Annotated in this window: 13 protein-coding genes; 11 read left to right on the plus strand and 2 right to left on the minus strand. The window is 46.9% G+C overall.

Annotated elements, in window-relative coordinates:
- Positions 1 to 43: 43 nt before the first annotated feature.
- The 3 genes from accD (at position 44) to pyk (ending at position 3,475) form a co-directional block, all read left to right on the plus strand.
- On the plus strand, positions 44 to 937 hold the full coding sequence (gene accD / locus ABIA61_RS24365; protein WP_044648781.1) for an acetyl-CoA carboxylase, carboxyltransferase subunit beta: 894 nt from the start codon (positions 44 to 46) through the stop codon (positions 935 to 937).
- Entirely contained in the window at positions 938 to 1,921 is a 984-nt protein-coding gene (locus ABIA61_RS24370; RefSeq protein ID WP_283655355.1) for an acetyl-CoA carboxylase carboxyltransferase subunit alpha, read from the plus strand. It begins immediately after the preceding gene.
- Between the two features lie 123 nt (positions 1,922 to 2,044).
- Entirely contained in the window at positions 2,045 to 3,475 is a 1,431-nt protein-coding gene (pyk, locus tag ABIA61_RS24375) for a pyruvate kinase (protein ID WP_044648779.1), read from the plus strand.
- A 111-nt stretch (positions 3,476 to 3,586) separates the two neighbouring features.
- Here pyk and ABIA61_RS24380 read toward each other — a convergent pair whose 3' ends face one another.
- Positions 3,587 to 4,477 (minus strand): LysR family transcriptional regulator, encoded by an 891-nt coding sequence (locus ABIA61_RS24380; protein WP_404520693.1) that lies wholly within the window; start codon positions 4,475 to 4,477, stop codon positions 3,587 to 3,589.
- Positions 4,478 to 4,684: 207 nt separating this feature from the next.
- On the opposite strand from ABIA61_RS24380, the gene ABIA61_RS24385 reads away from it, so the two are divergent.
- The 7 genes from ABIA61_RS24385 to ABIA61_RS24415 all read left to right on the plus strand — a co-directional run bounded on the left by ABIA61_RS24385 (position 4,685) and on the right by ABIA61_RS24415 (position 10,864).
- Entirely contained in the window at positions 4,685 to 5,608 is a 924-nt protein-coding gene (locus ABIA61_RS24385) for a phosphate ABC transporter substrate-binding protein (protein WP_404520692.1), read from the plus strand.
- A gap of 111 nt (positions 5,609 to 5,719) precedes the next feature.
- Positions 5,720 to 6,652, plus strand: a complete 933-nt coding sequence (gene pstC / locus ABIA61_RS24390) for a phosphate ABC transporter permease subunit PstC (RefSeq protein WP_404520691.1) — start codon at positions 5,720 to 5,722, stop codon at positions 6,650 to 6,652.
- Positions 6,652 to 7,548 (plus strand): phosphate ABC transporter permease PstA, encoded by an 897-nt coding sequence (gene pstA, locus ABIA61_RS24395; RefSeq protein WP_014280701.1) that lies wholly within the window; start codon positions 6,652 to 6,654, stop codon positions 7,546 to 7,548. The genes pstC and pstA overlap by 1 nt, the downstream gene beginning before the upstream one ends.
- Before the next feature lie 16 nt (positions 7,549 to 7,564).
- Positions 7,565 to 8,398, plus strand: coding sequence for a phosphate ABC transporter ATP-binding protein PstB (pstB, locus tag ABIA61_RS24400; RefSeq protein WP_404581368.1), 834 nt, complete (start codon positions 7,565 to 7,567; stop codon positions 8,396 to 8,398).
- A gap of 205 nt (positions 8,399 to 8,603) precedes the next feature.
- Entirely contained in the window at positions 8,604 to 9,812 is a 1,209-nt protein-coding gene (gene pelA, locus ABIA61_RS24405) for a pectate lyase (RefSeq protein ID WP_404581370.1), read from the plus strand.
- 138 nt (positions 9,813 to 9,950) lie between these two features.
- Positions 9,951 to 10,469: an acyl-CoA thioesterase gene (locus tag ABIA61_RS24410; RefSeq protein WP_283655359.1), complete on the plus strand. Its 519-nt coding sequence runs from the start codon at positions 9,951 to 9,953 to the stop codon at positions 10,467 to 10,469.
- The gene (locus ABIA61_RS24415; protein ID WP_013309596.1) at positions 10,466 to 10,864 is read left to right on the plus strand and encodes an FxsA family protein; all 399 of its coding nucleotides are present in this window, start codon (positions 10,466 to 10,468) and stop codon (positions 10,862 to 10,864) included. The genes ABIA61_RS24410 and ABIA61_RS24415 overlap by 4 nt, the downstream gene beginning before the upstream one ends.
- Positions 10,865 to 10,896: 32 nt before the next feature.
- Here the strand turns inward: ABIA61_RS24415 and ytvI are convergent, their stop codons facing one another.
- Positions 10,897 to 12,015 carry a sporulation integral membrane protein YtvI gene (ytvI, locus tag ABIA61_RS24420; protein WP_404581371.1) on the minus strand — a complete coding sequence of 373 codons (1,119 nt, stop codon included), beginning with the start codon at positions 12,013 to 12,015 and terminating at the stop codon, positions 10,897 to 10,899.
- Positions 12,016 to 12,360: 345 nt separating this feature from the next.
- On the opposite strand from ytvI, the gene citZ reads away from it, so the two are divergent.
- Positions 12,361 to 13,473, plus strand: a complete 1,113-nt coding sequence (gene citZ / locus ABIA61_RS24425; protein ID WP_404581372.1) for a citrate synthase — start codon at positions 12,361 to 12,363, stop codon at positions 13,471 to 13,473.
- Positions 13,474 to 13,493: the final 20 nt, after the last annotated feature.

Genomic DNA, 13,493 nt, shown 5'->3' on the forward strand with positions numbered 1-13,493 from the left:
TATCGGTTACGGCTGACAAATAAACGGCTGGAGAGGTGTAGTTGTGTTTAAAGATTTATTCCAAAAGAAGCGTAAATACGCGACCATCCCTTCGGAACGGGCGCTGAGCGGCGATCAAGCGGACATGCCGGATCGTCCCAAACGGGAAATCCCCGAAGGTCTTATGACCAAATGTGGCAAATGCGGAAGCATTCAATACAGTAAAGAGTTAGAAAAAAATCTGAAAGTGTGCCCGGTGTGCGGATACCATATGCGTCTTAATGCTATGGATCGTATTCGCATGGTGCTCGATGAAAATACATTTACAGAATATGATGCCGATATGATTTCGGTTGATCCGCTGGGTTTTCCAGGTTATGCAAGCAAGCTGGAACAGCAGACGCTGAAATCCGGTTTGCGAGAGGCTGTCATTACGGGCGATGGGCTCATTCATGGGCTTCCGGCTGTTGTTGCAGTGATGAGTTTTGACTTTTTCACTGGCAGCATGGGATCAGTCGTCGGGGAGAAAATTACCCGCGCCATTGAGCAGGCGATAGACAAGCGTCTTCCGCTTATTATTTTCTCCACATCTGGTGGGGCGCGTATGCAGGAAAGTATTTTGAGCCTGATGCAGATGGCCAAAACAAGTGCGGCTCTCGCTCGTATGGACGAGCAGGGATTGCTCTATATTTCCGTTATCACCGATCCGACTACAGGTGGAGTATCCGCCAGCTTTGCTACGCTTGGAGATATTAACATCGCGGAGCCGGGGGCAGTATTCGGTTTTGCCGGACGTATCGTGATCGAACAGACGATCAGACAGAAGCTACCGGACGATTTTCAAACCTCCGAATTTAATTTGCAGCACGGACAATTGGATATGGTTGTACATCGCAAGGAACTGCGCGATACACTTGGCCAACTGCTCGATTTGCACAGCGCGAAAGAGGTGGAATAGATGGCTGGCGAATTGCCTTATGAAAAGCCCCTGGTCGAGATGCGACAGAAGATCGAAGAACTCAAGCAATTCGGACAGGATAAGCAAATTGATTTTACCGATGAAATTAACCGTCTGGAGGAACGTTATCTCCAGATGGAGGAAGAAATATATACGAACATTACAGCACCGCAAAAAATGCACGTGGCTCGTCATCATCAGCGACCGACATCGCTTGATTTGATCGGGCAGGTGTTTACGGATTTCATTGAACTGCACGGCGACCGCCTGTATGGCGACGATCTGGCGGTCGTGGGTGGAATTGCCAAGCTGAATGGTATTCCGGTAACCGTTATTGGGCAGCAACGTGGCAAGGATACGAAGGATAACATTGCACGGTTTTTCGGGAGCGCGCACCCGGAGGGATTCCGTAAAGGCTTGCGTCTTATGCAGCAGGCTGACAAATTCAAACGCCCAATCATTACATTTATTGATACGAAGGGCGCTTATCCGGGTAATACAGCAGAGGAGAGAGGTCAATCGGAAGCGATTGCCCGCAATTTGCGGGAGATGGCAAAGCTTTCGGTGCCTGTTATTTGTGTGGTCATCGGCGAGGGTGGAAGCGGCGGCGCGCTTGCGTTTGCCGTCGGCAACCGTGTGCTGATGCTGGAGCATGCCATTTACTCGGCCATTTCTCCTAACGGAGCGGCCTCGATTCTGTGGAAGGATGCTTCCAAGGCGGATCAGGCTGCTGAGGCTATGAAGATTACGGCGAATGACCTCCTGCGCATGGAGGTCATCGAGGATATCGTGCCGGAGCCGAAGGGGGGCGCGCATCGTAACTATGAAGTAACCGCTGCCGCTATCAAGGAGTCGCTGGAACGCCATTTGGCCGACCTTTTGAATATGAACTGCGACGAATTGAGGGAAGATCGGTATCAAAAGTTCCGAAAAATAGGCCAATATACCTTTTTAAAAACTTCGGAACCAGGTTCTATGTTGTAATACGCTGGAAACGGGTAACAATAAATATGACGAACTTCCTATACAAATAGGAAAAAGTGTAGTAGATTTAATTGTTGGAAAAAGATATAAAGTAGCACCTTTGAAAACGGAGGAAAAACCCAAATGCGCAAAACTAAGATTGTATGTACCATCGGTCCTTCCAGTGAGTCATTGGAAAATGTGAAGAAACTGATTTTGGCTGGTATGAACGTAGCCCGCCTGAATTTCTCTCACGGTGATTTCGAGGAGCATGGCAACCGGATCAAAAATATCCGCCAAGCTTGTAAGGAGCTTAACAAAAACGTTGCTATTTTGCTCGATACGAAGGGGCCGGAAATCCGGACAGGAAAGCTCGAAGTTGAACCTATTGAGCTTGTTCAGGACGAGTATATTACGCTGACAACGGAAGAAATTCTCGGTACGAAAGATCGTATTTCCGTTACGTACCAGGATCTTCCCTCGGACGTGGAGCCCGGCTCCACCATTCTGATCGACGATGGTCTGATCGGACTCACCGTTATTGAAGTATCAGGCAGTGAAATCAAATGCCGCATTGTCAATGGCGGAACGATCAAGAGCAAGAAAGGCGTTAATGTTCCCGGCGTGAACATTTCCTTGCCAGGCATTACAGAAAAGGATGCTAACGACATCACTTTCGGTATTGAGCAGGACGTTGATTTCATCGCAGCTTCTTTTGTTCGTAAAGCGAGTGATGTACTGGAAATTCGTGAATTGCTGGCGAAGCATAATGCAAGTCACATTCAAATTATTTCCAAAATCGAAAATCAGCAAGGCGTCGACAATTTGGACGAAATTTTGGAAGCTTCGGATGGCCTGATGGTTGCCCGTGGTGACCTCGGTGTTGAAATTCCTGCTGAAGAAGTGCCATTGGCGCAAAAATTGATGATTACCAAGTGTAATGTAGCGGGCAAGCCTGTTATTACCGCAACACAAATGCTGGATTCCATGCAACGTAACCCGCGTCCGACTCGTGCGGAAGCGAGTGACGTAGCGAATGCCATTTTTGACGGAACAGATGCCATTATGCTGTCCGGCGAAACAGCTGCGGGTAAATATCCGGTAGAATCTGTATTGACGATGTCCCGTATTGCAGAGAAAGCAGAATCCGCTCTGAACTACCGTGATTTGTTCAAAAAACAAAGAACGGCTCAGGAAGTTAGTATTACGGAAGCGATCAGCCAATCCGTTTCTATTTCTGCGCTTGACCTGCATGCCAAAGCCATCCTGACGTCCACACAAAGCGGAACAACGGCGCGTATGATTTCCAAATATCGTCCACAAGCTCCAATTATTGCTGTGACAACGCAGGAAAGAACAGTTCGCCGCCTGGCTCTGATCTGGGGAGTACATGCGGTACAAGGCAAACCTGTCGTGGACACGACGGACAAACTGATCGAAAACGCACTGGAAGGCGGTCGCAAATCCGGTCTCGTTAAAGAGGGCGATTTGGTTGTTATTACCGCAGGTATACCGCTCGGTGCTTCTGGTTCTACGAACCTGATTAAAATTAGCTGTGTTCCTGCACAAGCGTAACTTTAACTTTAGCTTATGCGGAATAACAGACAGGCTGTATCTTTTAGGTATGGCAGGGAGAGCATTCAAGTCGTTTATGACTTGGATGCTCTTTTTTATACTCTCCAGTTTCTAGCCCCCCAAACCTTCTTTCCGTGTAAAATCCAGAAATGCCTGCTGGATCATGCTGAGATTAGTATCGCGTTGATACAGTATATTTATGTGATAACGCTCATTCTTCTCCTCGGCATCGGACCAAGGAAGCCACTCTACCAACGGAACGTCATTACCATCGTTGCGAAGAACACCACAGGCAGGGAAGAAGGCAAGTGTTTCCCCGACGCTTACCACTTGCTTTACCGCTTCCCATGAGTTCATTTCCAGATGGGGCTTGATCAGCGAGGAATACGGATCTACAACAGATGTCCCGCTATATCTCACCCATGTGTGCTTGTCCAGCATTTCAGTCCCCAAAATGTCCTTTGGCTTGGAAGAATGCTGCACAGACGCAGACCTGATAACTCCAATCCGATCCGAAGCGACAGGCTCTACCACCGTAAGCTCGGGAGGATGTCCTCTGTCATCCAGAAAAGCAAAATCAATCTCTCCCTGTTTTAGCAGCTGTCTGATTTTATCCGGGGATTGAATGTCTAGCTGAATTTGGCATTCGGGATATTGTTGAGCAAATGTAGCAATCATAGAGGGGAGTACATACGTGCCCGAGATGGACTCGGCGCCGAGAAGTAATTGTCCCTGCGACTGCTCTGCCAGTTCATTCACTGTTTGTCTTGCTTCTTGCTCCAGAGCAACCATCTGCTTTGCGTAAGGCAGCAGTTTTTTGCCAGCTTCGGTCAGCATAATCCTTCCTTGTTGGGAGATGAACAGGGAGACTCCCAGTTCCTTTTCCAGACTTTTCATATGAAAGCTGACGGTAGGCTGTTTAATTTGCAATGCCTCGGCCACATCCGTCGCCTTGTGGAATTTGTCGATCATCATTAAAATACGCAATTTTAAAATATTCATGGACTTGAACAGCTCTCCTTAAATGGCATTCATGTATAAAAAATAGACTATAGATTAATTATATACTGAAAAACAATTTATCTATCAATATTTTATATTTCTTTTACAAAACCAAGTCGTTCGTCTAACATTCCAAGCCTACAATGTAAAAGTGTTGATGGTCATAAATAAAAAACCGTCACTTAAATAAGGGGAGGACAATAAAAAATGTTAAAAAAATGGCCGTTCATTCTGATGACTCTCACCATGGTATTTGCACTTGCAGCTTGCGGATCGGGTAACAATGCTGCACCACAAGGAGACGCTGCTAAAGGAACAGACAATAAAGCAGCTACTGAACTGACAGGTAACATTCTGGCTGTCGGCTCCACTGCACTTCAACCACTGGTAGAGCAAGCGGGACAAAAATTTATGGCTGTAGATAAATATAAAGGAATTGCAGTTCAAGTGCAGGGCGGCGGTAGCGGTACTGGCTTGACTCAAGTTTCCGGCGGACAAGCGGATATCGGTAACTCCGATGTGTTTGCAAAAGAAAAACTGGAGAGCGGCGCAGATGAGCTGGTCGATCACCAAGTAGCTGTTGTAGCCATGTCAGCAGTAGCGAATCCAAAAGTAGGCGTAACAGATTTGAAGAAAGATCAATTGGTACAAATTTTCACAGGTAAAATCACCAACTGGAAACAAGTTGGCGGCGCAGATCAAAAAATCGTTATCGTAAACCGCCCAAGCAGCTCCGGTACTCGTGCCACATTTGAAAAATACGCTTTGGGACAAAAAACGGAAGATCTGCCGGGCTCCATTCAGGAAGATTCCTCCGGTACTGTGAAAAAGCTGATTGCTGAAACACCGGGTGCTATTGGTTACCTAGCCCTGTCCTACATCGACAACACAGTAACAGCATTGAAATACGATGGTGTTGAAGCTAACGTGGAAAATGTAGAGCAAGGTAAATATCCGGTATGGGCTTACGAGCATATGTACACCAAAGGTGAGCCAAAAGAGCATGTAAAAGCATTCTTGGATTACATTCTGTCTGATGAAATCCAAAAATCCGATGTCGTAGACCTGGGATACATCCCGGTATCAGGCATGCAAGTTAAACGCGATGCTGAGGGTAACATTACGAAATAAGGAGATATACACCTCCTGTTCGGATGAAATGCAGCTAAATGCAAAGTTATATTCACGGAGAAGAGGCGGACTAGCGTCCAGCCTCTATTCTTCCGTTAAAGGAGTCACAGTATGGAACCAATTGAAGGGAAGGCATACATGGAACAGAATAAACGATCCCGAGGTATGAAAGAAAGGCATTACTGGGAAGAATGGACCGGCCGCATTTATACGTCGGTTTGTGTCGTTTTTTTGGTTGCAGTCATTGTCTCCATTGTATATTTTGTCGCCTCCAAAGGTGTAGCTACATTTGCGGTGAATGGAGTCAGTCTGCAAGAGTTTTTCTTCGGAACCAAATGGAGCCCGGATGGTGAGCCCAAGTCCTTCGGCGCACTTCCGTTTATTACAGGCTCTTTTGCTGTAACCGTTCTGGCGGCCTTGATCGCCAGCCCGCTCAGCTTGTGTGCGGCTTTATTTATGACAGAAATTGTACCGAAATCCGGTAAACGTATCCTTCAACCTGCGATTGAATTGTTATCCGGTATTCCGTCCGTAGTATACGGCTTTGTCGGCTTGACCGTAATTGTTCCGTTGCTGCGGGACGTTTTCGGGGGACAAGGCATCGGGATTCTCGCTGGCTGTCTCGTGTTGTCAGTGATGATTTTGCCGACGATTACGAGTATTATGGCGGATGCATTGTCATCCTTGCCAGGTGGCCTGCGTGAGTCCTCTTACGCCCTGGGCGCTACCCGCTGGCAGACAATTGCACGTGTTATTATTCCGACACTGATGCCTGCTCTGTTAACAGGAATTATTCTTGGTATGGCTCGTGCCTTCGGGGAAGCGCTGGCTGTACAGATGGTTATCGGGAATGCTCCGCATATACCGCAATCCTTGCTGGAATCCGCTTCGACCTTGACCAGTGTTATTACACTTAGCATGGGCAATACAGCTATGGGCTCGGTTCATAACAATGCTCTCTGGAGCATGGCGCTTGTTCTCCTGCTCATGACATTCATCTTCGTGCTGCTGGTAAGGCTGCTTGAAAGGAGAAACCGGATTTGATGAAAGCTAAAACGACCGACAAAATCGCTACATTTGTAATCTGTTTCTTCGCATTGTTCATTGTCGCACTTCTGGTGGGACTGCTTGGATTCATTTTGGCACGCGGAGTCAGTCACATTTCCTTTGACTTTTTGACCAGTGCTCCTCAGACGTTACGCGCAGGTGGAGGCATCGGCCCTCAATTGTTCAACTCTGTATTTTTACTTATTTTAACCTTGATTATCACCATTCCGATTGGTTGGGGTGCGGGTATATACATGGCGCAATATGCGAAGCCGGGGAAAATTACGGACTTCATACGACTTGTCGTCGAAGTATTGTCTTCGTTTCCGTCCATCGTCATCGGTTTGTTCGGACTTTTACTTATCGTAAATACATTTAATTTTGGTTTTTCCCTGTTATCAGGAGCCCTAGCCTTGGCAGTATTCAACCTGCCGCTGATGGTTCGGACGACAGAACAGGCTTTCCGGGCTGTGCCCAAGGAGCAAAAGGAAGCCGGGCTTGCGCTCGGGTTGTCCAAGTGGAAAATCATTACCTCCATTTTGCTGCCTGCTGCGCTGCCGAGCTTGATTACAGGGACGATTTTGGCTGCAGGCCGCATTTTCGGGGAAGCAGCAGCGTTGCTGTTTACAGCCGGGATGAGTACGCCGCCGCTTGATTTCACTGATTGGAATCCATTGCATGCCAGATCGCCCATTAATCCGATGCGTCCTGCCGAGACACTGGCTGTGCATATCTGGAAGGTTAACAGTGAAGGCATCGCTCCTGATTCCAAGGATATTGCCGCAGGTGCTTCCGCGGTATTGGTGCTGCTCGTACTTGCCTTCAACCTGATCGCAAGATGGTTCGGAAGAGTCGTCTACCGCCGCCTGACAGCTGCCAAACGGATGGATTAGAAAGGGGATGGGAAACATGGAACAAGTCATTACGCGAACGGCAACACCTGCAGCACCCATACAATCTACGCGCTCGGAACAACTTGCGGGGCAAGCTCCACAACCATTCAGTACCGAGGATTTAAGCATCTATTACGGCAGCTTTGAGGCTGTAAAAAAAGTAAATCTGGCCTTTCCCGAGCAGACAGTGACCGCCCTGATCGGGCCTTCCGGCTGTGGTAAATCGACCTTTTTACGCTCCCTCAACCGGATGAATGACGAGATTGCATCTTCTTCTACGACAGGGCACATCTGGATGGATGGGCAGGATTTGACCGCGCCGGGCACAGACGTGATCAAGCTGCGTCAGCAGATTGGAATGGTGTGGCAGCGGCCTAATCCGTTTTACAAATCCATTTACAATAACATCGCCTTCGGTCCCAAATACCGGGGTGTTCGTAAAAAGAAACAGCTTGATGAAATCGTCGAAAGCAGTCTGCGTAAAGCGGCGTTATGGGATGAGGTCAAGGACCGCCTTCATGATTCCGCCCTGGCATTGTCTGGTGGACAGCAGCAGCGTCTTTGTATTGCGCGTGCACTATCCGTTCAACCGAAAATTTTGTTGCTTGACGAGCCGGCTTCTGCGCTGGACCCTGTTTCTACAGGTAAGGTCGAAGAGCTGATTACCGAGTTGAAAAAAGATCTGCGAATCGTCATCGTAACGCACAATATGCAGCAGGCCGCACGGATTTCCGATTACACTGCTTATTTTTATATCGGGAGTCTGGTTGAACATGGCAAAACGAATGATATTTTCACTAATCCTGAAAATGAGCTGACCCAGGAGTACATTATGGGCCGGTTTGGGTAAGCGACGCTGTTTGTCGACTTACTATATATGAGATAGGATAAACCCTCTTACTAATCCAGTATTAGTAAGAGGGTTTTTTATTAGTTTAGTAAACTCTTTCATTTGTATATAATAAAATATATTGATTATTTGGGTATATTTTCATATAATACATGTGTTTAATAGTTTTGAGGTACCCATAATCATATTAAAGGAGAGGTTTGGAATGAGGTTTAATGTTAAAGATTCTGTCAAGTGGATCGCCCTTTCAGGAATGGCGATTACAGTAACAACTGGGCTTATTAACCCTTCGTGGGCGGCAGCGGAGCAGGATTCAGCTGATGCGGAGGTGAATGTTACCCAAGCAGTGTATGGTGATACGGCCATTTACAAAAATGCTGTTGTTCCATTGGCTAGCGTGAGTGCGGACAGTTTGCTGGATAAGTACCGTGATTTTAGTAAATTTTCTACTGGCGATGTATCTAAGGATACCAAACTGGCCTTGAATATCGTATCGTGGCAATTGCCGCATGGCGGATTCTTCAAAGCTATGGAAAAGAATTATAAATCCAAGTGGGACGGTAAAGCTGCACGCTCCACCTGGAAGAGCAAGGATGGCGTAGAGCTGGGAACATTTGATAATGAGGCTACGACAACTGAAATTCGCTTTTTGGCGGATGTATACAAAAAAACAAAAAATAAAGACATTAAGGACAGTGTACAAAAAGCAGTTGACTTCGTTCTAACCTCTCAATATTCCTCCGGTGGCTGGCCGCAAGTATACCCTAAACGTGGTAATTATTCTGATGCCGTAACTTACAACGATGATGCAATGGTTAGAGTTATGGTGTTGGCGGATGATATTGCGAACAAGAAGCAGCCGTTTGATAGCGATATTCTGGACAATACATATCGCTCCAGACTTCAGCAAGCGCTAAACAAAGGAATCCAGTACACAATTAAGTCTCAAATTGTAAATAATGGTACACCTACGATCTGGGGTGCACAGCATGATCCCGTTACTTATGCATCTGTTGAAGCCCGGGCATTTGAGCTTGCTTCCAAAACAACTACGGAATCGGTAGGCATCACGGCTTTCTTGATGTCCCAACCGCAAACGGCTGAGGTGAAAAAAACTGCTCAGAGCGCCTTGAAATGGTTTGACACTAATCGGATCGACGGTATCAAATACAATCGTCAAGGTCCGGAGTTTTTCCAAAAGGACGCATCGAGCGTAATGTGGTATCGTTTCTACAATGTGGAAGACAATAAGTACTTCTTTTCAGACCGGGATGGCAAAAAGTATACTGACATCATGAAAATCAGTGAGGAGAGACGACTCGGTTATGCTTGGGCAGGAAGTCAAGCGAAAAGTCTGTTGAATGCGGCCTCGGAAAGCGGATATTACAAATTGTCCAAGCCGTTGCCAAAATGATAAAGCCATCATTATAAAATGCTTGGGAGGGCGGAACCATCACGGTTCGGCCCTCTTTTTGTTCCGGGGCGGTAAATATGGTTTAATGGAGAGAGGGCAAATATAGAGATAAAGATGCACACAGATAGGAGAGCTTGTATGACACAAGAGGAGAAACAAACGGAATTACACTGGTATGGAGCACCGCTGCGTGTCCGTTATCAGGAAAGCGACCAAATGGGGGTCGTATATCATGCCAATTATCTGAACTGGTTTGAGATCGGGCGTACGGAAATGATCCGGCAGGCAGGCTTTAACTATCGGAGCATGGAGGAACGAGGTGTTCTGTTGCCCGTTATCGAAATCAATGCGAAATATGTGAGTCCTGCCCGATATGATGATTTGATTACCATTTATACCGCGATCACGGACTTCTCCAGACTGCGTCTGAATTACACTTATGAGGTCCGGCGTGTAACGGCTGAGGACCATAAAAGCCAGATTGGAAAGGTATGGACACAGGCAGACCCACTGCCTGGAGAGCTGCTCGTAACCGGGGTGACACGCCACGTATGGGTGAGTACCGAATGGAAGCCCGTCCGGCTGGATCAGGTGCTACCTGATCTGTACACCGCGCTACGGTCTGCTATGACAGGCGGGGAGGGAGAGAAAGCATGATGATGCGCAAACGTCTGTGGCTGTTGTTGCTGCTTATTCCTCTGGCAGAGCTGTACGGGTTTATATGGGTAAGTCACTGGATTGGAGCGGGTAAAACCATTCTGCTTATCATTCTGACGACCCTGATTGGAGCCGCTATGATGCAATTTGAAGGCCGCAAGGTCATTGCCGATGCGAAAAATGAAATGAATCGGGGACAAATGCCCGGCCGCAAAATGCTGGATGGATTATGTGTCTTTTTCGGCGGGAGCTTGCTGCTTATCCCTGGATTTTTAACGGATATTATCGGTTTTACGCTGGTTTTTCCTTTGACCCGTGCGTTGTACCGACGCTTTTTATTGAAATGGCTCGAGAAAAAAATGAAAAATGGCAGCATTACGTTTCGGCGGTTTTGACGTAAGCTGCCGTTTTTCCTACTCACATGATCTCAACGGACTCTTCCGGCAAGAATATAGTTGCGCAAGTCCTGAATGACATTGGCGCGATTGAGCGCGTCCACTACAATGAGGGACACAGGTCCGATAATCAGTCCCAACACACCAAACAGCTTGAGCCCGATGAACATCCCAATGAGGGTGGGAAGCGGGTTCAGACCCACGCTGCTGGCCAGCACCTTAGGTTCTACAATTTGCCGTCCAACCAACAGGATGATATAGAGGATCGACAATCCTACCCCTAATGCCAAATTACCCGACATATATGCATATAAAATCCACGGAATCATCACAATGCCAACCCCTAAATAAGGAAGCAAATCAACCAGCCCGATCATCAAACCGATGGTGAAGGCGGATTCTACACGCAAAATGAACAGTCCAATAATGACGGTCACCGCGGTAATGGAGATTATAATAAACTGTGCGCGCAAATAACCAAACAACGCCTTGCGCAGATCGTGCCATATCCCCGACATAGGCTTGCGAATCGTATCAGGAACCGTATTCGAGAGCATTTGGCTATGTTGGTCCCAGTCCTTACTGATAAAAAATGCCGCTAATACAATAACCATCAGCACCGCGCCCATGTTAGGCAGAGAGGTCAGCAAATTCAGAATACCATTAAAAAATTGGGCAACCAGTGTGGTGACAGCCGAGCTGACCGTCTGGGTCGTTTTATCAATATTGCTGTTAATTGTATGGTAGTAATCGGGGTTATTGCGGATAAATTGGTTAATTTCATTAATTACATTTTGGATCAGATCGCTCTGAGTCCAGTCGATAAACAGGCTTTTAAAATGTTCAATATGTCCGTCAAAGGTCATGGTGAGCCTGATGATCTCTCGAACCATCCGCGTTATGGCCGCAGAGAGTACAACGGCGATTCCGCCTAAATATACAAATAACGAGACCGTGACAGCCATCCAACGTGGCAAGCGGGCCTGGCTGCGCAGAAAGTGAACGAGCGGATTCATGGCATAGGCCACAAGCCAGGCGAACAGAAAGGGATAGACGAGAGGGAACAGCACGTATATGCCCAGCAATAGAGCTATAATTACGACTACAACCCACAGAGCGCGAAATATGCGATTCAGGATCAACCGGCTCAAGCTCTCACGGCTCCTTTCTTTTACAGTTGTATTCCATGAAATAAGTGCTTTACTATACATATGCGAGAAGGAGGTGAGACAAGACCTGTGTAAAAAAGTGCAAATGAATTAAAAAATTATGTAAGGGGTTTCAAAAATTTCTTTATAGAACCGATAAAACATTTGAATGTGTCGGAATAGCCCTGAATGTTCACATAAACGACAAAATCCAGTATAGTGAAAGAAGGTTTAAATATTGACATATGGCGTTAACATTACTTATTTATTTAAAAGGCAAAACTTACTTTTGAAAATGTTTACATTGCAAGTCCGTTCACAATGTTTTTACAAAGGAGAGATGTAACGATGACAGCGACTAAAGGTCTGGAAGGGATCGTAGCGACCACTTCCTCCATAAGCTCTATCGTAGATGGCGTTCTCACGTACCGGGGTTATAACATTGATGATTTGGCTGTTAACGCCGCTTTTGAAGAGGTAGCTTATTTGTTGTGGTTCGGAAAATTGCCTGATCAAGCCCAATTGCAGGAGCTTCGCGACCAACTAAGCGAATATGCTGCCATTCCGGATGAAATTATTACTCAATTAAAGCTGTACCCGAAAGATTTGAGCACGATGGCTGCCCTGAGATCAGCCGTATCGTCTCTTGCCTTGTATGACCCACAGGCGGATGATATGTCGAGAGAGGCCAATGTGATCAAAACTGTCAAGCTTCAGGCGCAATTGCCCACAATTGTGGCGGCCATAGCGCGTGTGCGCGAAGGGCTGGAGCCGATTGCGCCCAAGAAAGGTGTTTCTATCGCCGAAAACTTTCTGTATCAGCTTACTGGCAAAGACCCGGAAGAGACGGCTATCAAAGCGTTCAATCAGGCTCTTGTGCTACATGCCGATCATGAATTGAATGCATCGACCTTTGCTGCACGCGTGACTGTAGCAACACTATCCGATATTTATTCCGGCATTACGTCGGCAATCGGAGCTTTGAAGGGACCACTGCATGGCGGAGCCAACGAAGCTGTTGCCAAAACCCTGGAGGAAATCGGCGGTTTGGATCAGGTGGATTTGTATATTCAGACCAAACTGGATAACCGCGAAAAAATTATGGGCTTTGGACATCGTGTCTATAAAAACGGTGATCCGCGTGCCAAGCATTTGCACAAAATGTCCCGCGAACTGGGCGAAATGAACGGCGATACGACGTTGTTTGATATTTCGGTTCGAATCGAGGAAATTGTGACAGGACAAAAGGGCTTGAAGCCGAATGTTGATTTTTACTCCGCCTCTGTTTATACCCAACTGGGTATCAAAAGAGACCTGTTCACACCGATCTTTGCCGTGAGTCGTGTATCCGGGTGGACTGCGCACATTTTGGAGCAGTACGAAAATAATCGTCTGATCCGTCCGCGCGCTGAATACACAGGTCCGATTGACCAAAAGTATGTGTCTCCGGAATTACGCTAATCACTTGTTGTACGAATATT

This window comes from Paenibacillus sp. RC21 (assembly GCF_044907935.1).
GTDB lineage: Bacteria > Bacillota > Bacilli > Paenibacillales > Paenibacillaceae > Paenibacillus > Paenibacillus terrae_A.

What these genes read in the sequence shown, in the direction of transcription:
- ABIA61_RS24370 (WP_283655355.1), top strand. Translation starts at nt 938, where the DNA reads ATGGCTGGCGAATTGCCTTATGAAAAGCCCCTGGTCGAGATGCGACAG.
- pyk (WP_044648779.1), top strand. Translation starts at nt 2,045, where the DNA reads ATGCGCAAAACTAAGATTGTATGTACCATCGGTCCTTCCAGTGAGTCA.
- ABIA61_RS24380 (WP_404520693.1), bottom strand. Translation starts at nt 4,477, where the DNA reads ATGAATATTTTAAAATTGCGTATTTTAATGATGATCGACAAATTCCAC.
- ABIA61_RS24385 (WP_404520692.1), top strand. Translation starts at nt 4,685, where the DNA reads ATGTTAAAAAAATGGCCGTTCATTCTGATGACTCTCACCATGGTATTT.
- pstC (WP_404520691.1), top strand. Translation starts at nt 5,720, where the DNA reads ATGGAACCAATTGAAGGGAAGGCATACATGGAACAGAATAAACGATCC.
- pstA (WP_014280701.1), top strand. Translation starts at nt 6,652, where the DNA reads ATGAAAGCTAAAACGACCGACAAAATCGCTACATTTGTAATCTGTTTC.
- pstB (WP_404581368.1), top strand. Translation starts at nt 7,565, where the DNA reads ATGGAACAAGTCATTACGCGAACGGCAACACCTGCAGCACCCATACAA.
- pelA (WP_404581370.1), top strand. Translation starts at nt 8,604, where the DNA reads ATGAGGTTTAATGTTAAAGATTCTGTCAAGTGGATCGCCCTTTCAGGA.
- ABIA61_RS24410 (WP_283655359.1), top strand. Translation starts at nt 9,951, where the DNA reads ATGACACAAGAGGAGAAACAAACGGAATTACACTGGTATGGAGCACCG.
- ABIA61_RS24415 (WP_013309596.1), top strand. Translation starts at nt 10,466, where the DNA reads ATGATGATGCGCAAACGTCTGTGGCTGTTGTTGCTGCTTATTCCTCTG.
- citZ (WP_404581372.1), top strand. Translation starts at nt 12,361, where the DNA reads ATGACAGCGACTAAAGGTCTGGAAGGGATCGTAGCGACCACTTCCTCC.